At 66.8% G+C, this 20,510-nt stretch carries 14 protein-coding genes and 1 pseudogene; 7 read left to right on the forward strand and 8 right to left on the reverse strand.

Going from position 1 to position 20,510, the window contains the following annotated elements; translation table 11 throughout:
- Nucleotides 1-27 precede the first annotated feature (27 nt).
- From IEX43_RS12720 to IEX43_RS12735, 4 genes and pseudogenes are all read right to left on the reverse strand, one after another.
- Nucleotides 28-1,778, reverse strand: a pseudogene (locus IEX43_RS12720) (thiamine pyrophosphate-dependent enzyme).
- A gap of 43 nt (nucleotides 1,779-1,821) precedes the next feature.
- Nucleotides 1,822-3,363, reverse strand: coding sequence for an amino acid permease (locus tag IEX43_RS12725; RefSeq protein ID WP_229666446.1), 1,542 nt, complete (start codon nucleotides 3,361-3,363; stop codon nucleotides 1,822-1,824).
- An 85-nt stretch (nucleotides 3,364-3,448) separates the two neighbouring features.
- The gene (locus IEX43_RS12730; protein WP_188811528.1) at nucleotides 3,449-4,381 is read right to left on the reverse strand and encodes a glutaminase; all 933 of its coding nucleotides are present in this window, start codon (nucleotides 4,379-4,381) and stop codon (nucleotides 3,449-3,451) included.
- Nucleotides 4,378-5,982, reverse strand: a complete 1,605-nt coding sequence (locus IEX43_RS12735; protein ID WP_188811530.1) for a PucR family transcriptional regulator — start codon at nucleotides 5,980-5,982, stop codon at nucleotides 4,378-4,380. The genes IEX43_RS12730 and IEX43_RS12735 overlap by 4 nt, the downstream gene beginning before the upstream one ends.
- 184 nt (nucleotides 5,983-6,166) lie before the next feature.
- Here IEX43_RS12735 and IEX43_RS12740 point away from each other — a divergent pair, with 184 nt between their 5' ends.
- The 5 genes from IEX43_RS12740 (at nucleotide 6,167) to IEX43_RS12760 (ending at nucleotide 13,722) form a co-directional block, all read left to right on the forward strand.
- Entirely contained in the window at nucleotides 6,167-7,237 is a 1,071-nt protein-coding gene (locus tag IEX43_RS12740; protein WP_188811532.1) for a LacI family DNA-binding transcriptional regulator, read from the forward strand.
- Nucleotides 7,238-7,305: 68 nt separating this feature from the next.
- Nucleotides 7,306-8,712: a glucuronate isomerase gene (gene uxaC / locus IEX43_RS12745; protein WP_188811534.1), complete on the forward strand. Its 1,407-nt coding sequence runs from the start codon at nucleotides 7,306-7,308 to the stop codon at nucleotides 8,710-8,712.
- 74 nt (nucleotides 8,713-8,786) lie between these two features.
- A complete protein-coding gene (locus tag IEX43_RS12750; RefSeq protein WP_229666447.1) occupies nucleotides 8,787-10,178 on the forward strand; it encodes a mannitol dehydrogenase family protein in 1,392 nt (463 codons plus the stop codon).
- Nucleotides 10,175-11,404 carry a D-mannonate dehydratase ManD gene (manD, locus tag IEX43_RS12755; protein WP_188811538.1) on the forward strand — a complete coding sequence of 410 codons (1,230 nt, stop codon included), beginning with the start codon at nucleotides 10,175-10,177 and terminating at the stop codon, nucleotides 11,402-11,404. Before IEX43_RS12750 ends, manD begins: the two co-directional genes overlap by 4 nt.
- A gap of 50 nt (nucleotides 11,405-11,454) precedes the next feature.
- Entirely contained in the window at nucleotides 11,455-13,722 is a 2,268-nt protein-coding gene (locus IEX43_RS12760) for a gluconokinase, GntK/IdnK-type (RefSeq protein WP_188811680.1), read from the forward strand.
- 254 nt (nucleotides 13,723-13,976) lie between these two features.
- Here the strand turns inward: IEX43_RS12760 and IEX43_RS12765 are convergent, their stop codons facing one another.
- The 4 genes from IEX43_RS12765 to IEX43_RS12780 form a co-directional block, all read right to left on the reverse strand.
- On the reverse strand, nucleotides 13,977-14,726 hold the full coding sequence (locus IEX43_RS12765) for a maleylpyruvate isomerase family mycothiol-dependent enzyme (protein WP_188811540.1): 750 nt from the start codon (nucleotides 14,724-14,726) through the stop codon (nucleotides 13,977-13,979).
- A complete protein-coding gene (locus IEX43_RS12770) occupies nucleotides 14,726-15,562 on the reverse strand; it encodes a fumarylacetoacetate hydrolase family protein (protein WP_188811542.1) in 837 nt (278 codons plus the stop codon). The genes IEX43_RS12765 and IEX43_RS12770 overlap by 1 nt, the downstream gene beginning before the upstream one ends.
- On the reverse strand, nucleotides 15,562-16,692 hold the full coding sequence (locus tag IEX43_RS12775; RefSeq protein ID WP_188811544.1) for a cupin domain-containing protein: 1,131 nt from the start codon (nucleotides 16,690-16,692) through the stop codon (nucleotides 15,562-15,564). Before IEX43_RS12775 ends, IEX43_RS12770 begins: the two co-directional genes overlap by 1 nt.
- Nucleotides 16,693-16,887: 195 nt before the next feature.
- Nucleotides 16,888-17,739 (reverse strand): IclR family transcriptional regulator, encoded by an 852-nt coding sequence (locus tag IEX43_RS12780; RefSeq protein WP_229666448.1) that lies wholly within the window; start codon nucleotides 17,737-17,739, stop codon nucleotides 16,888-16,890.
- Nucleotides 17,740-17,787: 48 nt separating this feature from the next.
- On the opposite strand from IEX43_RS12780, the gene IEX43_RS12785 reads away from it, so the two are divergent.
- Both IEX43_RS12785 and IEX43_RS12790 read left to right on the forward strand, forming a co-directional pair.
- Nucleotides 17,788-19,128, forward strand: a complete 1,341-nt coding sequence (locus tag IEX43_RS12785; RefSeq protein ID WP_188811546.1) for an MFS transporter — start codon at nucleotides 17,788-17,790, stop codon at nucleotides 19,126-19,128.
- On the forward strand, nucleotides 19,121-20,371 hold the full coding sequence (locus IEX43_RS12790; protein ID WP_188811548.1) for an FAD-dependent oxidoreductase: 1,251 nt from the start codon (nucleotides 19,121-19,123) through the stop codon (nucleotides 20,369-20,371). The genes IEX43_RS12785 and IEX43_RS12790 overlap by 8 nt, the downstream gene beginning before the upstream one ends.
- Nucleotides 20,372-20,510: the final 139 nt, after the last annotated feature.

Below are 20,510 nucleotides of genomic sequence, written 5' to 3' on the forward strand. Positions count from 1 at the left end.
GTCGTCCGCTCCTCCTTGCGTTAGGGCTCAGTAAGCCTTGACGCGTTGCTCCACCACGAGGTGGACCAGCGCAAAGACGCCGTCCCGGTCAATTGCCGCAAGGGCGGCGTCCAGCGCCGCAGGTACGTCCCTGTCCTCGGTAACGGTGATGCCGAAACCGCCGAAAGCCCTGGCCATCAGGCCAAAATCGGGATTCCTCAGTTGGGTCCCGGAGACCCGTTCCGGGTACTGGCGCTCCTGGTGGGTGCGGATGGTGCCGTATTCCTGGTTGTCCATCACCACCACCAGCGGGGTGGCCCCGTACTGGGCGGCGGTGGCCAGCTCCTGCCCGTTCATCAGGAACTCGCCGTCCCCGGCAATGGTGACCACCCGTCGTCGTGGTTCAGCCAGGGATGCCGCGATGGCGGACGGGACGGAGTAGCCCATGGAGCCGTTGCGGGCGCTGATCATGGAGGCGTAGCGGCGGGTGGGGAAGTACCGGTGGGCCCAGTTGGTGTGCTCGCCCGCGCCGAAAGTCACCATTGAATCCTCCGGAAGCCGCGGCACCAGGTTCGCCATCAGGGTGTCCATCCGCGCCCGGCCCAGTGCAGGGGAGGCCGGGGGCAGGGCGGCGAACCGTTGCTGCTCGGTCCGCATTCTCCCCGTCCATGCCTTCCACTCCTCCTTGACCGGCAGGCTGATCCCCGCGAGGTCGCGGACGAAGGCTTCCGGCTTGGCCAGGATCTGCCGGGACACCGGTCCGGACCGGCCGCGCAGGGAGGGATCGATGGTCACCAGGAAGTTCTCCTTGGTCCAGTCCTGCCGGCAGACGAATCCGTCCGTGATGACGTCCCCGGGCACGGTTCCCACAAACACCAGGAGGTCGGTTTCCTCCAGGAGGTCGTACGTGGGGCGGGGACGGCCGTAGCCGATGGGGCCGACGTAGGAGGGTGAATCGAAGGACACGGTGCCCTGGGTCCGCCATTCAGCCGCGGCCGGGATGTGGTGCCGTTCCAGCCAGCCGGTCAGCTGGTCTGCCGCCTCCTGCGTCCAGTCATTGCCGCCGGTGACGAAGAGCGGCTTGCTGGATTCCGCCAGGGCGGCTTCCAGGGCTGCGGCGTCGGTGCGGCTCATGCCGCCGGCCGCTACCGGGATGGCAGGGTGCAGTGCCGGGTCAATCTGCTGCCGGATGATGTCCTCGGGCAGGCCCACCACCACCGGACCCGGCCGGCCGCTCATGGCAGCGAACATCGCCTCGGCCACGATCTCGGACGCTCGCTCCGCATGGTCAAGGACCATCACGCGCTTCGCGCCGGTATCGAACCAGGCCTTGATGTCGAACTCCTGGAATGCCTCCCGGTCCCGGTGCGCGAACGGTATCAGACCCACGAACAGCAGCATGGGGGTGGAGTCCTGCCAGGCGGTATGCAGCCCAACATGGGCGTTTGCGGCGCCAGGCCCCCGGGTCACCATGGCGATGCCCGGGCGCTGGTTCATCTTTCCGTCCGCCTCGGCCATGTAGGCGGCGCCGCCCTCGTGCCGGCAGACGATGGTGTCGATGCTGGAGCCGTGCAGGCCGTCCAGCACGTCCAGGAAGCTTTCGCCCGGCACCACGTAGGTGCGGTCCACCCATGTGCCACCAGCGAATCGACGATGACGTGCCCGGCTGATTTCAGCGCCGGCGGGCTGGCCTGGGGTGCGGGCGGCTGGCCCGGCTGCGGGCTGGCGTCAGCAGGGTTTGCGACGGCGGCAGGCTGGGTGGGGGATTCGGCGGGGGTTGCTTCGGTTTCCGTTGTCATGGGCTTTCTTTGGCTGTTCGGACGGCTTTGGTCAGGGTGGGTTTTATCTGAAGGTGTTGGCGGGTGGGTTGGCGATGACGGGGGAGAGTCCGGTGTGGCCTTCGCGGGTTTGGGCGATGTCGCGGATGCGGGTGCGGCAGGCGTACCAGCCGATGACCATGAGGGCGGAGGCGATGGCGGTGACGAGCATGGTGAGGGGGGATTCGATGAAGGCCATGATGAGGACGCCTGTGAGGAAGAGGAGGGAGAGGTAGCCGGTGTAGGGGGCGCCGATCATGCGGAAGGAGGGGCGGGTCAGCCAGCCTTTGTTGGCCCAGCGGTGGAGCTGGATCTGGCACAGGACGATGGTGGCCCAGGTCATGATGATGCCGACGGAGGCGACGTTGAGGACGATTTCGAAGGCTTGGGCGGGGACGAGGTAGTTCAGGGGGACGCCGAGGAGGGAGACACCGGCGGTGATGGCGATGCCGCCGTAGGGGACGCCGGCTTTGTTCATGCGGCCCGCGAATTTGGGGGCGGAGCCGTTGACGGACATGGAGCGCAGGATGCGGCCGGTGGAGTAGAGGCCGGCGTTGAGGGAGGAGAGGGCGGCGGTGAGGACGACGAGGTTCATGATGACGTCCACGCCCTGGATGCCGATGGAGCCGAAGAAGGTCACGAAGGGGCTGACGCCTTTTTCGTAGGAGGTGTAGGGCAGCAGCAGGGCCAGGAGGATGACGGAGCCGACGTAGAACACGGCGATGCGGAAGACGACGGAGTTGATGGCTTTGGGCATGATTTTTTCGGGGTTTTCGGTTTCGCCGGCGGCGGTGCCGACGAGTTCGATGGAGGCGTAGGCGAAGAGGACGCCCTGCATGAGGATGATCATGGGGAGCAGGCCGTTGGGGAAGATCCCGCCGTTGTCGGTCAGGAGGCTGATGCCGACTTGTTGGCCGTCCACGGGGGTGCCGAAGATGACGAAGTAGGTGCCGACGATGAGGAAGATGACCAGGGCTGCGACTTTGATCAGGGCGAACCAGAATTCCATTTCGCCGAAGACCTTGACCGAGACGAGGTTCAGGGCGAGGACGACGATGAGGGCGGTGAGGGCCCAGGTCCATTGGGGGACGGCTGCCATCCAGGGGATGTAGTTGCCGAAGAAGTTCATGTAGAGGGCGGCGGCGGTGATGTCCACGATGGTGGTGGTGGCCCAGTTGATCCAGTAGAACCAGCCGGAGACGAACGCGGCTTTTTCGCCGAAGAATTCGCGGGCGTAGGAGACGAAGGAGCCTGAGGAGGGCCGGTGCAGGACCAGTTCGCCCAGGGCGCGGAGGATGAGGAACGCGAAGAACCCGCAGACGGCGTAGGCGATGACCAGGGATGGGCCCGCGGCGTTGAGCCGGCCGCCGGCGCCCAGGAACAGGCCGGTACCGATCGCGCCGCCGATCGCGATCATCTGGATCTGCCGGGGCTTCAAGTTCTTGTGGTAGCCCTGGTCCTCGGCATGCAACGCCGACTCAGAAGCATGGGCATGACCACCGTCGATCACGTGGTCCGGTGCGACCTTGTGGTCCTGTACAACCTTGTCTTTGGGGTTGATGGGCATGGGTGATCCTTTCGATACGGAGAAGATCCTGCTGGGAAGGAAAGAGGTGGGGTGGTGCGGCGCGCCCGGATCAGGGGCGCGTGGGTCAGAAAACGGACCAGCCGGTGAGGTCGGAAAGATCGGCGAGAGCGGCAGTACCGGCCAGCGAGTTGCCTTTGGCGTCCAGCCGCGGACTCCAGACACAGATGGCGCACTCGCCCGGAACGATGACCAGGATTCCCCCGCCCACCCCGCTCTTTCCCGGAAGGCCTACACGGTAGGCGAACTCGCCCGCGGCGTCGTACATGCCGCACGTCAGCATGATGGAACCGACGCGTTTTGCATCGCTGGGGGACAGCACGGGACCCAGCGATCCCTGCCCGGCCCGGGCCAGGAACAGCCCGGCCTTGGCCAGGTCTGCGCAGGTCATCATGATGGAACACTGCCGGACGTAGTTCTCCACCACCGCTTCGGCCGAGTGGTGCAGGTTGCCGAAGTTTTTCAGGAAGTGGGCCAGCGCCAGGTTCCGGCTGCTGTTGGCCAGTTCGCCGGCTGCCGCTGCCTCATCGATAGCGGGCCCGCTGCTGGCTGCCTGCGCGGTGAGGAACCGCAGGAGCCGGGCGGCGGCGTCGGGCGCCTTGTCCATCAGGTGGTCCGTGACCACCAGGGCGCCGGCGTTGATGAAGGGGTTCCGGGGGATGCCGTGCTCCACCTCGAGCTGGACCAGGGAGTTGAAGGGCGTGCCGGAGGGTTCGCGCAGGACACGGGACCACAGCGATCCTGTGCTGTCTCCGCGAAGCGCCATGGCCAGGGTGAACACCTTGGAGATGCTTTGGATGGAGAAGGGCGTGGTTGCATCGCCGGCGCTGAACACTTCTCCGGACGTGGTGGCGACGGCGATGCCGAATCTGTTGAAGGGGACGTCCGCCAGGAGGGGAATGTTTCCCGGGATGCTGCCTGACTCCCTTTCCGGCCGGTGGCGGAGGACGATGTCGTCGAGGAGCGGTCCCAGCGGCGGTGCCTGGAGTGTTGTTGTCATTTCCTGCCTGAGGTTTCGTTGGAAGGGGTCCCGGCCCACTCCTGGACGTGGAGCAGGGCCACCAGCGCGTCGCGGGGGTTGCTGAAGTCCAGGCCGGTGACCCGCGACGCCTTGCTGATCCGGTAGTAAACGGTGTTCTTGTGCAGCTGCATCCGGCGCGCGCAGGCGGCGACGTCAAGCGCGGCGTCAAAGTACGCCCGCAGGGTTTCGGCCAGTTCGCCGTCCTCCCGCAGCAGCCGTGAAAGGCTGCGGTGGCGGAACGTGGAGGCCGAGAAGTTCCGGACTGCCTCCCGGAACAGGATCTCGCCCTCGAAATCGTCCACCGTTCCCACGGACATATCCCCGGACCTGCCCACGCAGTCCAGGAGGGCCTCGGTCATGCGGGTCACCGAGTGGATGGACAGCAGGTCCGGAACCACCGGGCCGACGGCGGCAAAGGGGCTGATGCCCAGGTGCTTCCGTGCGTCCTTGATGATGGACTCTGCGAGGCTCCGCAGCCCGGGTTCGGCCGCGGCAGACTGCAGGCCTGGAACGATGATGGCCGTGTCCCCCTTGAACTGCCCCACCACGGCGGACGCCTTGTAGGCAGCGGCGTGGATGGACGCCAGGTTGGCGAGTTCGCCGTGCTTGAGTGCGGCATCGTCGGCCTGCGCTTCGGCCTCCGACATGCCAATCAGGATCAGGGCAGCCGGGCGCTCCGCCGGGAGCTTTTCACTGTGGGCGCTGGCCGCGGCTTCCGCCGGGCCGGACAGGATCCGTGCCACGCGGTCTTCACGCATGTGCACGGACTGCTGGTTGCGGTACCGGATCAGTTCGGCGGAGGTCCGCGCAGCGGAACCCTTCAGCACATGGTCGACGTCGGGCCCGAAACCGGCTCCCGTCTCCTGGAGCCAGATGTAGCCCATGATGCGGTCGCCGGCAAAGAGCGTGATGGCCACGCGTTCGCGCAGCCCGTCCTGCGGCCGGGCCGGGACGCGCACGGGCAGCCGGGTTCCGTGCAGTTCGCGGTAGGCGCCCAGGTCCTTGAGCAGCAGCTCGTATTTGCGGGGTCCGCGGCGCGCCAGGATCGATGCCTTGCGGAGTTCGTCGATGTCGTTGGAGACGGTGGAGTACGCCAGCACTTTGTTGGCCGCGTCCTCGATGACCACATGGCTGGAGGTGAGCCGTGCGGTGGTCTGGGCGATGGCGAAAAGGTCCTCCTCCAGCAGCGTGAGCACTTCACTCTGGTAGCTCGGCGGCTGGATCCTGTCCTTGGCAATGGACAGCAGCCGGTCCCAGTCCGCGCCGGGATCCACCAGCAGCAGTCCGGTGCCGGCATCGCGCAGGAGTTCCTCGGCCTCGGACAGTTCCCCGCGGCTTCCCTTCACGGCCACCACCGGTGGAGGGCTCTTCTTCAGGAGCCGGCGCAGTGCCGGCAACGCGGACCGGCCGCGGACCCCGATCAGCAGGACGAAGGCGGCTGCGGCGTCGGGCGCTTCATCGTCGGCGTCCACGATCAGGAACCGCTCGATGGCAGGGCTGGCCGACGCCGGCCGCAGGACCAGGGTGGCGAAACCCAGGGGGAGATCCGCGAGGATATCGTCCACCGTCACCGCAGTCATGAGTGTCCTTCTGCATCGATCCCATCGGACGGCTCTGTCCGGTCAACTCATGGTATCCAGCAGCAAACCCTGGAAATATGTGACCTGATCCAAACGTCGTGGCGGGTTTTCGGTTTGCTGGCCAAGAATATGCGTTGACCTGCCTGCGGCCGGGCTCGAAGAGTGTCCTCGTTAGGATGGGGCGGTGACCGAACCCAAGATTCACAGCCCCGCAACCCCGGAGGCTGCGAAGAAGCAGCCCCGGGACGGCAAGGGCAATGCCACCATCTACGACATCGCCAAGGTAGCCGGCGTAAACCCTTCAACAGTGTCCAGGGCACTGAGCAAGCCCGGCAGGGTCAGTGCCAAGACGCAGAAACTCATCCAGGACGCGGCCGCCGAGCTGAACTACCAGGTCAATCCTTTCGCCCGCGCCCTGCCCACCGGCCGGACCAACACCTTCGGGCTGATCGTTGCCGACATCACCAACCCCACCTTCTTCGACATCATCCGCGGCGCCCAGACAACGGGCACCCTGCGCGACTACACCCTGGTCCTGGCCGAATCCGCCGAATCCGCCGCCACCGAACTGACCGCGGCGCGGCGCATGATGGCCACGGCGGACGGCCTGATCCTGGCGAGTCCGCGCATGGACGACGACGACATCCGCGCCCTGGCCCGCGACAAGCCCGTGGTGGTCATCAACCGCGAGGTGGAGGGTGTGCCCTCCGTCATCCCCGACGTGCGGAAAGGTATCGGCGAGGCAGTCCGCAGCCTCGCGGCCAACGGACACAAAAGGATCGCCTTCGTGGCCGGCCCCGCGCAGTCGTGGATGTCCGCACGGCGCTGGGAAGGTTTCGAGTCCGCCTGTGAGTGGTCCCGGCTTGAGGCTGTGCGGGTGGAATCCACCAAACCAACGGTCGACGGCGGCCGGCAGGTGGCGCGCGACGTGCTGTCCACCGGCGCCACCGCAGTGCTGGCGTACAACGACCTCCTGGCCATCGGCCTGATGCAGGAACTGCAGGCCGGGGGCATGGCAGTGCCGGACCAGATCAGCATCGTGGGCTTCGACGACATCTTCGGTGCGGATTTCACCACCCCGCCGCTGACCACGGTGCGCTCGCCGCTGGGGGAGTGCGGCGCTGGCGCGGCCGCCCGGTTGCTCGACCTGCTCCAGGGAAAGGGAAACGCGGAACCAGAAGGGACACTGCAGATGGAGACCGAACTGGTGCTCCGCGGCTCCAGTGGACGGCTCCTCGCGGCAGGCCAGCGCTAAACGGAAACAAGAATGGCAATTTTGGCAACCGGTTGACAAGAGCGGCTGCCCGGCCGGACCATGGACGTATGTCACTGTCGATTGCCGCCAACCCAGACAGGCTCCTGCCCGCGGATCCAGGAACGCGCAGCATCGCGCGGGACCTCCTGCAGCGCGTCCGGGACCTCCCCATCTTTTCCCCGCACGGGCACGTTGATGCCTCCGTCATCGAGCAGAACACACCTTTCCCGGACCCGGCAGCGTTGCTGGTCAGCCCGGACCATTACGTCACCCGGCTGATCCATGCCAGCGGCGTCCCGCTGGACCGGCTCCGGGAATCCACCGGATCGCAGCCGGACAGCCGTTCCGTCTGGCGCGAGTTCTGCAGGGCATGGCCGCTGTTCGAGGGCACCGCGTCCGGATACTGGCTCCGCACCCAGTTCTCCAGCGTCTTTGGCCTCGAAGGGGAGGTGGGCGCGGACACTGCCGACGCCAGCTATGACGCCATTTCCGCGAAGCTCCAGGAACCCGGCTTCCGGCCCCGCGAGCTGTTCAAGGACTTCAACATCGAGGTCCTGGCCACCACCGATGAGCCGCTGGACACGCTGGACAGTCACAGGGCCATTGCCCAGGACCCCACGTTCCACGGGCGCGTCCTGCCCACCTTCCGCCCGGACGCCTACCTCAACATCGCCCACCCCGCGTGGGGGGAGAACGTGGACCGGCTCATCGCGGCAGCGGGCGACGGCGGCACGGGCTATGGCGCCTACCTCACCGCCCTGGAAAACCGGCGTCGTTATTTCGTGGACCACGGCGCGGTCTCGGCGGACCACGGCGTCCGCACCCCCGCCACCCTCAAGCTTGACGCCGCGGACGCCGCGAAGCTGTTCGACCGCGCCCGATCGGGCACGGCGACGGCCCGGGACCGCGACGACTTCGAAGCCCACATGATGTACCAGATGGCCAGGATGTCGGTGGAGGACGGCCTGGTGATGACCATCCACCCCGGCTCGTACCGCAACCACCACGAACCAACCTTCACCACCTTTGGTGCCGACACCGGTCATGACATTCCGTTCGCCATCAACTACACCGAGGCCATCCGGCCGGTCCTGCAGGACTTCGGTACCGCCAAGGATTTTCACCTGGTGCTGTTCACCCTGGATGAGACCGTGTTCTCCCGCGAACTGGCCCCGCTGGCCGGCTTCTACCCGTCCGTATACCTGGGCGCGCCGTGGTGGTTCCTGGACGCACCGGATGCGATGCTGCGGTTCCGGTCCGCCGTCACGGAGACCGCCGGATTCTCGCGTTCCTCCGGCTTCATCGACGACACCCGGGCCTTCTGCTCCATCCCGGCCCGGCACGACGCCTCACGCCGGATCGAAGCTTCGTTCCTGGCCCGGCTGGTGGCCGAACACCGCGTCAGCGAAGAGCGCGCCCACGAACTCATCGTGGACATCGTGGACGGGTCGCCCCGGCGGGTGTTCAAGCTGTGAGCACCGAGCTGAACCACGCTGCCACGCCGGCTCCGGCTGCGACCATTCCACAGCTGAACCGCACGGTTCGCCCATTGCCCAAGGCCCCAGTGCGGATTGTCCACCTGGGCCTTGGCGCCTTCCACCGCTCGCACCAGGCCTGGTATACCCAGCAGGCCCCTGACGCCGCGGACTGGGGCATCGCCGCCTTCACCGGCCGCCGCCCCGATGCCGCGGTTGCCCTCGCGGAACAGGACGGGCTGTACACGCTGGTGGAGCGCGCGGACAACGGCGACTCCTTCACCGTGGTGGGCAGCATTGTGGAGGCCCTGGATGGCGCGGATGTGGCCCGGCTGGCCCGGCTGGTGGCAGCGCCGGCCACGGCAGTGGTCACCTTGACCATCACCGAGGCGGCCTACGGCCTGGGCGCCGACGGCAAGCTCGACACCACAGCACCCGGCGTCGCCGCTGACCTTGTCCGGCTGGCCTCCGGAGACGCCCCGGCCACCCCCCTTGGCCGGCTGGTGCTGGCACTGGGAGCACGCCGCGATGCAGGGTCCGGTCCGCTGGCCGTGGTCTGCTGCGACAACCTCTCCAACAACGGCGCCGTGGCGCGGGAGGCCGTGGCGGGCTTCGCCGGTGCGTTGGACGCCGGCCTGGCCGCCTGGATCGCCAAGGAGGTCAGCTTTGTCAGCACCTCAGTTGACCGCATCACCCCGCGTACCACCGGGGAGGACATCGCCGGTGTCCAGGCCGCCTCCGGCTACGGGGACTCCTCGCCGGTCATTGCTGAACCCTTTTCGAGCTGGGTGCTGAGCGGGGACTTCCCCGCCGGCCGCCCGCGCTGGGAAGACGCGGGAGCGTTGTTCGTTGAGGACATCGAACCCTATGAAAACCGCAAGCTCTGGCTGCTCAACGGCGCCCATTCGCTGCTGGCCTACGCCGGGCAGCTGCGGGGGCACAGCACCGTGGCGGAGGCCTTGGCAGACCCTGTGTGCCTCCAGGCCGTGGAAGCATTCTGGGACGAGGCTGAGGCCAACCTGTCAGGGACGGAAGCGACGGCGGACCTGCAGATCCCTGCGTACCGTGCCGCCCTGCTGGCCCGTTTCGGCAACGCCAGGATTGCGCACAACCTCGCCCAGATTGCGCTGGACGGCAGCACCAAGTTGCGGATGCGCGCTGTTCCGGTCCTGCAGGCCGAACGCGCAGCCGGCAGGTCCGGGGCGGCTGCTGCGGCCATGATTGCGGCATGGATGGACTTCACGGCCGCAAGTGCATCCTTCCAAGACCCCCTGGCTGACGCCGTGGACGCGGCCAACCTGCTTACCGGTACGGAACGGATCCGTGGCCTCGTGGCCTTGGTGGACCCCATAGTGGCCGGTGACGACTCCGTAGTGCGACTGATCGAAAGCTTGCTGGGAAGCTTCGACAAGCCCGCCTCCACTTCTACAGAGGCACCCGACCCCCTTCGAAAGGACCTGCAGTGAAAATCATTGCCGCTGACGTCTTCGTGACCAGTCCCTCCCGCAACTTCGTGACCCTCCGGATCACCACCGAGGACGGTGTGACGGGCCTCGGAGATGCCACCCTGAACGGCCGCGAGCTGGCCGTTGCCGCCTACCTCAAAGAACACGTTGCCCAGCTGCTGATCGGCAAGGACCCGCACCGGATCGAGGACACCTGGCAGTTCCTGTACCGCTCCTCGTACTGGCGCCGCGGGCCCGTGACCATGGCCGCGATCGCCGCCGTGGACATGGCACTGTGGGACATCAAGGGCAAAATGGCCGGAATGCCGGTCTACCAGCTCCTCGGCGGGGCATCCCGCAACGGGCTGCGCGCCTACGGCCACGCCTCGGGAGCTGACCTCCCCTCCCTGTTCGATTCGGTCCGCGAGCACCTGGAGCTGGGGTACAAGTCCATCCGCATCCAGACCGCCGTCCCGGGCATCAAGGCCGTCTACGGTGTGGCCGCGCAGGCCCAGGCCTCGGGTGAACGCTATGACTACGAGCCTGCCGGCCGCGGCGCTTTCCCCGTCGAGGAGGACTGGGACACCCGCGCCTACCTCCGCCACCTGCCCACCGTCTTCGAGGCGGTCCGGAACGAATTCGGCCCCGAGATCCCGCTGCTGCATGACGGCCACCACCGGATGACGCCGATCGAGGCCGCGAAGCTGGGCAAGGCGCTGGAGCCGTACGACCTGTTCTGGCTGGAGGACTGCACCCCGGCCGAGAACCAGGAAGGCCTGCGCCTGGTCCGCCAGCACACCACCACACCGCTGGCCATCGGTGAAATCTTCAACACCGTCTACGACTACCAGACCCTCATCAAGGAACAGCTGATCGACTACGTCCGCGCCGCGTCCACGCACTTCGGCGGGATCTCGCCGCTGAAGAAGGTCATGGACTTCGCCGCGCAGTACCAGATCAAGTCCGGCTTCCACGGCCCCACCGATATCTCCCCGGTGGGTTTCGCAGCCCAGCTGCACGTGGGCCTGGCCATCCACAACTACGGCATCCAGGAATACATGCAGCACTCTGACAAGACCAACGAGGTCTTCCAGCAGTCCATGACCTTCAAGGACGGCTACCTGCACCCGGGCGACAAACCCGGCATCGGCGTCGAATTCAACGAGGAAGCCGCCGCTGCGTTCCCGTACCAGCAGGCCTACCTGCCATACAACCGCCTCATCGACGGAACGGTCCACGACTGGTGAACACTCCCAAGCCCCAGGAAACCGCCCAGGCCAAGCTCCGCGTGATCGTCATGGGCGTCTCCGGCTGCGGCAAGACCACCATCGGCGACCTCGTCGCAAGGGGACTCGGTGTCCCCTTCCTCGACGGCGATTCCCTCCACCCCGTGGAGAACGTCGCCAAGATGGCTGCCGGCACGCCCCTGACCGACGAGGACCGCTGGCCGTGGCTCGCCACCGTGGGCACCGAACTGGCAAACGCGGGCGACGGCGGACTGGTCCTGGCCTGCTCCGCACTGCGCCGCAGCTACCGCGACGCCATCCGGGAACAGGCGCCGGACACCGTCTTCCTGCACCTGCACGGCAGCAAGGACGTCCTGAGGGCACGGACAGAAGGGCGCTCCGGGCACTTCATGCCGCCGGCCCTCTTGGACTCACAGCTGGCCACACTTGAACCGCTCGAGGCCGGCGAAACCGGCATCGTGGTGGACATCGCGGCGCCCGTGCAGCAGGTGGTGCGGGAGGCACTCGACGGACTTGCCGCCGTCGGCCCTTCCCCGGAACGCAGTGCAGGAGGTGCCGCGGGCACCCAGCCCCGCCAGTTTGACGTCGACCTCCAGGCCGCGCCGTTCAATCTCGACGACGACGCCGTTGCGTGGGTGGGTTCCACCATCGCCGGCATGAGCCTCGAGGAAAAGATCGGGCAGCTGTTCATCAACCACAACAACGACTACTCCCCGGAGTACCTCGACGGCGTGCTGGGGAACTATCATGTGGGCGGCATGCGCTACCGGCCAGGCCCCTCCGCCGCAGTGCAGGAACACATCCGGTACGCCCAGTCCAGGACCCGGATCCCGCTGCTGGTGGCCTCCAACCCGGAAATGGGAGGAGCCGGCAGCTGCGACGACGGCACGTTCGTGTCCACGCACCTGCAGGCCGGCTCCCACCCGGACAAGGCCATCGCGGGGCAGATGGGCCAGGTTGCCGGCGTCGAAACCGCGGCGCTGGGCTGCAACTGGGCGTTCGCGCCGATCGTGGACATCCACTACAACTGGCGGAACACGGTCATCTCCACCCGGTCCTTCGGCAACACCCCGGAGATCGTGGTGGAGCGGGCCAAGGAGTACTTCGACGGCATCAGCAAGTCACCCACCGTCTGTGCCATGAAGCACTTCCCCGGCGACGGCATCGACGAACGCGACCAGCACGTGGTCACGTCCTACAACACCCTTAGCTACGAGGACTGGAACCGGACCTACGGGCACGTGTACCGGGAAATGATCGGCCACGGCGTGCAGTCCATCATGATCGGGCACATCGGGGCACCGGAACTGTCCCGGCACTTCCGCCCCGGCCTGGCCGACGCGGACATCCTTCCGGCCACGCTGTCTCCGGAGCTGCTCCAGGACCTGCTGCGCGGGGAGCTCGGCTTCAACGGGCTGGTCCTCACGGACGCCTCGCAGATGATCGGCCTCACCCAGGCCATGAAACGCAAGGACCTGGTGCCGGCCACCATTGCTGCAGGCTGCGACATGTTCCTCTTCTTCCGCAACCCCGCGGAAGACTTCGGCTACATGATGGACGGCTACAAGTCCGGCGTCATCACCGAGCAGCGGCTGCATGATGCGCTGCGCCGGATCCTGGGGCTGAAAGCGTCCCTTGGTTTGCACGTGCGGCCGCGCGCGGAACTCGTGCCGCCCGTGGAAGCGCTGGACAGGATTGGCAGCGAGGCCCACCGCGCCATTGCCGCGGAGATCGCGGACAAGACGGTCACGCTGGTCAAGGACACGGCCCACAACCTGCCCATCACGCCGCAGACGCATCCGCGGATCCGGCTGTACGGCATCTCCGGCGGGGCGGACTTCACGCGCGCCGATCCGCTCGCCTACCTGGACACCGTCAAGGAGGAACTGGAGGCCGCCGGCTTCGAGGTGCACCTGTTCAAGACGGCCGACCAGCGGGAGGCCGCAGGGGAGACTGGCGTGAATTTCATGTCAATCATCTCGGAGGAAGCCACCGGGGACTATGCGGACAAGTACGACGCCGCTTTTGTGTTCGCCAATGTGAAGGGGTTCGCCCAGGAGGCGGCCATCCGGATCAAGTGGTCCACTCCCATGGCCGCGGAGATCCCGTGGTATGTCACCGAGGTTCCTACCGTGTTCGTTTCGCTGAACCAGCCGAACCACCTGATTGACGTGCCCATGGTGAAGACGGCGATCCACGCCCACGCCGGGTCCCGCGAGGCAATCCGGGCCACCATCGAAAAGATCCAGGGCAAGTCCACGTTCCAGGGCACGTTCAACGACAACGTGTTCTGCGGTTCCTTCGACACAAGGCTCTAGGAAGGGCCCCGGCAAAGGGCAGCAGCTGTCTTTCGGCTACTGCCCTTTACCGTCGTCGCAGAGCAGGTGGTACCTCCCGGTTGGCCGGCCCGTCACTCACAAGATCTACCGCGACGCCGCCCACCAATCCCGGCTCGTTCTGCCCTTCACCACTGGCAGGGCCGGGAAGAAGTCGCCGGCAACAGGCTGGGAACGCAAAAAGAGAAAGCCCCTCCATCAGGGGCTTTCTCTTTTTTGCTGCCGCGTGGAGGTGCCTAGATCCACTTCGGTGCGGCGGGGGTGCCTTCGGTAGTGCCCGGTCCGGTGGCCGTGACGCCGCGGGAACCGCGGCCGGCAGCCCATTCGACGACGGCGGGCAGCGGCCCGGTGACGGTCGTCGGGTCAGCCGCGCCCGAGTCTCCCAACGCCAGGGAAGTGCCCGTGACCTTGATGAGGAGCCCGGTGTCGGTGCCGCGGGTGTGCCAGGCACCGGTGATGTCCTTGAGCAGGCGTTCCAGGACGGGGGCCGGGATGTCACTGAAAGTGGCGCCGTTGTCCAGGTCCACGGCGTGCATCCAGACCTCCCGGGTGCGCATCCACACGGTTTCCTCCGCCGGGACGATGCGTCCCTGGGCGGTTTTGACCTTGTGGTGCCAGGCGTCCGCGGGCAGGTCGCGCCATTCGACGTTCAGGTGCACGGCCGAGTGGTCGAAGAGGTGCCGCAGCGCGATGGGGGACAGGGTGGACCCGAAGTCGATTTCGTAGTTGCGGGCCTCAGGGGAGGCGTACATCGGGGTTTCCACGCCGGTGGCTGCCCATTCGATCAGCCGTGCGATGGCACGGGCGTTGTAGCCCACATGTGCCACGACGTGGCGGCGCGTCCACCCCGGGAGGAGCGTGCCGCCGTCGAGCTCTGCGTCGGAGAGCTCGTTCAGCTTGCGGGCGAAGAACGCGGTGCCCCGGCGCGCCTGGAGCAATGCGTCCAGGAGCGCCGGGTCCTGCGTCTGGTCGTGGCGGGCAACCATCAGGCTTCCTTGACCACGCGGTTCTTCAGCTGGCCGAGGCCTCCGATGGTGGTGACCAGGACCTGGCCTTCCTGCAGGTAGCGCTTGGGGTCCTGTGCGTGGCCCACGCCGCCGGGGGTGCCGGTGGCAATCACGTCGCCCGGGTTCAGCGTGATGATCGTGGAGATGTAGGAGACCAGGAATTCGGGGGTGAACACCAGGTCCGACGTCGGGGTGCTCTGCTGGACGTCGCCGTCCACCGCGGAGGTCATGAGGGGGCCGGGGGTGAATTCGTCCTTGGTGACCAGGGCCGGGCCGAACGGGGTGGACTTCTCCCAGGTCTTGCCCTGGAGCCACTGGATAGTGCGGAACTGGTAGTCGCGCATGCTGATGTCGTTCAGGACCGCGTAGCCGGCGATGTGGCCAGCGGCATCTTTCTCGCTGATCCGGCGGCCCTGCTTGCCGATGACCACGGCGAGTTCGGCTTCCCAGTCCACGGTGTCCGATTCCTGCGGCAGGGCAAGATCGTCGTTGGGCCCGATCAGGGACTCGGCGTACTTGGCGAACAGGGTGGGGTACTCGGGGACTTCCCGGCCCATCTCCTTGATGTGGTTGCGGTAGTTGTGGCCCACGCAGATGATCTTGCCCGGGGAAGGCACGACGGCGGCAAGGTCCGCGCCGTCGAGGGGGTGCGTTGCGCCGTTGGCCGCCTTCGCCGTGGCTTCCCAGGCGGGGTCCTGCAGCAGGGCGCCGACGTCCGCGAAACCGGGGATCTCGGTGAGGGTATCGCCGTCCTGGCGGACCGCCGTCGTTACTGTTTTGTCCCCAACGGAGGTGCGGAGGGTGAGGAGTTTCATTACTTGGTGCGTCCTTCGATGTAGGTGCGGTTGAAGTTCAGGCGCTCAAAGATGGGGGCGTCGCTGAAGCGGAACAGATCAAACTCAGAATCGGCCTGCAGCGACCAGGCAGCCCAGGACGGGACGACGAACAGGTCGCCCTTGGCCAGCTGCTTCGTTTCGCCGTCCAGGACCACGGAGCCGGTGCCCTCGAAGACCTGCCAGACGCTGGAGCCCACCTCGCGGACGGCCTCGGTGGTGGCGCCGGCGCGGAGGCGGTGGAACTCGGCCCGGATGGTGGGCATCACGTCCCCGCCGGTGGTGGGGTTGGTGTAGCGGATGGCGGCGTGGCCCTGGGAGACGGTGGCCGGGTGGCCTTCGTCTTCCAGGAGCAGCTGCTCGCGCAGGGCGGCGTCAGTGTACTTCCACCGGTACGCGGCGATGGGGGAGCTGGTGGTGTCGTCCAGGCCGGAGAGCGGGCGCAGGCCGGGGTGGGCCCAGAGCCGCTCGGAGCGGGAGATGTCCGGGGTGGCCTCGTCAGTGACCCGTTCGGTGCCGAACTCGAAGAACCCGGCGTCGGCGTAGTGCACGAACGGGATGTCCAGGCCGTCGATCCAGGCCATGGGCTCATCGGTGTCGTTGTGGTGGCCGTGGAAGTTCCAGCCCGGGGTGAGCAGGAAGTCGCCGCGGGACATCCGTACGGGGTCGCCGTTAACTACGGTCCATACGCCTTCGCCCTCGACGACAAAGCGGAACGCGTTCTGGGAGTGGCGGTGCTCCGGGGCGGTTTCGCGGCCGCCGAGGTACTGGATTGCTGCCCACAGCGTGGGGGTCGCATAGGCAGTACCGCCAAGTCCCGGGTTGGCCAGGGCAATAGCCCGGCGCTCCCCGCCCCGGCCCACGGGTACCAGGTCACCGGCACGCGCGGCCAGCGGGTAAAGGTCGCTCCACCGCCACACATGCGGCACAGCCTTCGGGGTGGGGACCATGGGCATCAGGTCACCGATCTCGGTCCACAGCGGGATCAGGTTTTCCTTGTCGAAGTCCTTGTAGAGCTGCTCAAGCTGCGCAGCCTCCTCCGGCGTCGGCTCCGGGACGGTAAGCCCGGCGGCCACTGATTCATGGGTCGTGTTCTCGGCGCTGATGGACACGTGGGCCTCCTTTGTAGGTCAGAACAGTTCTTTGGCGTGGCCTGACTCTACGGAAGGACGGGGTGTGAGCTCCAACATATTCTGCTGTTCAGAATTATTGGAGGGTGACGTGGAAGCGCTGGCGGTGCAGCGGCATAGGTCCGCGTGTGCTTGGTGCGGCTGCGTTCAGTCCGGCTGCGTCTAATCCGGCTGCGTTTAATCCGGCTCTGCCGGGTTCGCCGCGATATCGATCTCAAGCTGCCGGCAGCATTCTTTCAGGGCGGGAACCAGCCCGGCGTCGAATACTGCGCGGAAGCGGGTAGCGGGGGTGGCGACGCTGAGGGCGCCCACCACGTGCCCGTGCCGGTTGTGCAGCGCCATCCCTAAGGCACTCACACCGTCCTCCGTCCCTTCGAAGTTGGCTGCGAAGCCGTTGCCGCGGATGGACTCCAGTTCGCGCAGGAACTTCGGATACTCGTCGTCGGGGATGGTGTCTCCGCCAATCTCGGCGTTGTTGCTGCGGAACAGCTGTTCCAGCATGTGCTGTTCGAGTTCCGCAAGCATTGCCTTGCCGCCGGAGGTCTTGTTCGCCGGCATCACGGTGCCCTGCCGGTCGCCGACCCGCAGCACATTGTTGCCCTCCACTGTTGCCAGGAAGCGGACCTTGGTGCCCACGCGCACCATGAGGTTCACCGTCTCGTTGAGCTGGGCCGAGAGGAGCTCCATATGGGGCTGGGCCAGCGAACGGAGCAGCCTGGTCCAGCTCAACCCGGCCGGGCCGACTCCCATGGCCGGCCCGGGAACATAGCGGCGGGTCTCGTCCTGCACGGCAAAGCCCCGGTACACCAGCATGGCCAAGAGCCGGTGGGCGGTGGAGGGGGCCACCCCCAGCTCCTCGGCCGCATCCTTCAGGCGCAGCGTTCCGCCGTCGCGCAGGAGCTGGAGGAGCTGCAGCGCATTGTCCACCGCCTCGATGGAATAGGTGGGCCGCTTCTGCACGGGCTTTTTCTGCGCAGGCTTCCGCGCCGCCGTCTTGGTAGCTGCTTGCGGAAGCGGGTTTTTCTGCACATCAGAATTGTATTGTGGTTCATCTTCCATGGCCATGACAGTAGTGGGATGAATCACACACTTCCCGCTGTAGCGACGCAACGGTCCTCGCCGGGGGACTCCACCCCCACGTCCAATGACGGGCACGGCCGGTTCTCCAAGGCCTCGGCAGCCGCAGTCCTCGTGTGCTGGCTGCTGGTGGTCTTCGATGGTTACGACCTCATCGTGTACGGCACTGTCCAGTCCTCCCTGATCACCGAAACCGGGTGGGGCCTGACCAAGGCCACCGCCGGGACCGTAGGTTCCATGGCCTTCCTGGGCATGATGATCGGGGCGATCTTCGCCGGCCGCATGGCCGACTCGTGGGGCCGCCGGAGGACCATCCTCGGCTGCGCCATCGTCTTCTCCATTTTCACCGTCCTGTGTGCCTTCGCCCCCAACGCCGCTGTTTTTGGAGCCCTGCGACTCCTCGCCGGTATTGGACTCGGCGGCCTGGTGCCGTCCGCTAATGCCCTGGTTGCGGAGCTGGTTCCCGCCAAGTGGCGCTCCATCGTGGCCACCCTGATGATGTCCGGTGTCCCGATCGGCGGCTCCATCGCCGCCCTTGTTGGCATCCAGCTCATTCCGGCCTTCGGCTGGCAGTCGATGTTCCTGGTGGCCGTGCTGGCGCTGGTGATCGTGGTGCCGCTGGGCCTCAAGTACCTGCCGGAGACCCTGGCACCCGCCGGCAAGGCTGCCTCCAAAACGGCAGCTGCGACCGCCGTGGCCAAGGAACCGTCCGGCTTCTCCTTGCTCCTCCGCGCGCCCTACCTGGGCATCAGCATGCTCTTTGCTGTTGCCACCATCGCCACCCTCTTCGCCTGGTACGGGCTGGGCACGTGGCTGCCGAACCTCATGCAGCTGGCGGGCTACAACCTGGGGTCCGCACTGACGTTCGCCCTGGCCCTGAACCTTGGTGCCGTTGCCGGATCCGTCATCACCGCCTGGGCGGGAACGCGCTTTGGACCCATTCCGACGGCGATCGCGGCAGCCGCCGTCGCCGCCGTCGCGCTGGTGGTACTGGTGAGCGGGCCCTCCGTCTCCATTGTCTACCTCATGCTGGTCCTCGCCGGAGTCGGAACCCACGGCACCCAGTGCCTCATCATCGCCGCGGTGGCCAGCCACTATCCCGCCCATCTGCGGGGAACGGCACTTGGCTGGGCCCTCGGTACGGGCCGGATTGGCGCCGTCGCAGCACCCCAGGTGGGTGGCCTCCTGCTGGCCGCCGGGCTGGGAGTCAATTCCAACTTCCTTGCCTTCGCCGGAGCCGCAGCCATCGCAGCGGTCCTGCTGGCCGCCGTCGGCATCAACCTCAAGTCCAAACTCTCAACTTCCCCTTCAAACCCAACAACAGGAGTTAGCAATGTCTGAGCACGCCACGTCCACCGATGTCCTGGTGATCGGAGGAGGGATGGCCGGCCTGGCCGGCGCCCTCGCACTGCGCGAGAACGGTGCCAACGTGACCCTGGTGGAGCGCGCCCCCGAATTTGGCGAGGTGGGCGCCGGGCTGCAGATGGCACCCAACGCCTCCCGCGTCCTCCGCCGCTGGGGCCTGCTGGAGAAGGCGCTGGAAATCGGCGTCCAGCCCAAGCACCTGGTGTTCCGCGACGCCGTGACCGGCGAGGAACTCACCCGCCAGACGCTGAACGGCGAGTTCGAGGAGCGCTACGGCGCGCCCTACGTGGTCATCCACCGCAGCGACCTGCACCGGGTCCTGCTGGAAGGCTGTGAGGCGGCCGGCGTCAAGCTCGTAAACGATGTCACGGTGGAGAGCGTCGAGACGGTCGGTAACCGGGGCGTGGCCCACACCCTGGCCGGCGTGGACTTCGAGGCCGACGTAGTGATCGGCGCTGATGGCCTCCGTTCCACCCTGCGCCCGCTCGTTGCCGACGATGAGCCGGTTTCTTCGGCTTACGTCGCGTACCGCGGCACCGTGCCCATCACCGACGAGACGCCCAGGACGGACCTTGAGGATGTCATTGTCTACCTCGGACCGGACTGCCACCTTGTGCAGTACCCCCTGCGCAAGGGCGAGCTGCTCAACACCGTGGCCGTCTTCAAGTCGCCGTCCTTCGAACGCGGCGAAGAGCAGTACGGGGGAGTGGACGAGCTTGAGGCCGCCTACAAGGACTGCGTGCCGGCGGTACAGGAAGCGCTGAAGAACCTGGCTACCGGTATCCGCTGGCCCATGTACGACCGCGACCCCATCGAGAACTGGGTTGCCGGCCGCATGGTGCTGATGGGCGACGCTGCGCACCCCATGCTCCAGTACCTGGCCCAGGGCGCCTGCCAGGCCCTCGAGGACGCTGCCGCACTGCAGGATGCTTCCGTCGGTACCGTCTTCACTTCAGAGGGTATTAACCCCAAGGCCTGGGACGTGGCCCTTCGTGAATTCAATGATGTTCGCGCCGGGCGCACGGCCCGCGTCCAGCGCACCGCCCGTGTCTGGGGCGAGTCCTGGCACGTGTCCGGCCTGGCCCGCACACTGCGCAACCTGCTGTTCAAGAGCCGGAAGGACAACAACTTCCAGTACAACGACTGGCTGTACGGGCAGGACGGCGACGGCGTCCCCTCCCTTACGCCCAAGCGGGTTGCCGAGACGGCAGCGGCATAGCATGGGCAGCGCAGTCCTCCAGTTGGTTGCCCGCTGTGGACCTTGATCCCCTAGGCGCCCGCCGTGCGCTGGGGCAGAAAAGGCTGCCTGCGTAGCGGGCAAAGAGCCAGAAGTCAGGCCTTGGACAGTGTCCGGGGCC

It is taken from the genome of Pseudarthrobacter polychromogenes, from assembly GCF_014644495.1.
GTDB lineage: Bacteria > Actinomycetota > Actinomycetes > Actinomycetales > Micrococcaceae > Arthrobacter > Arthrobacter polychromogenes.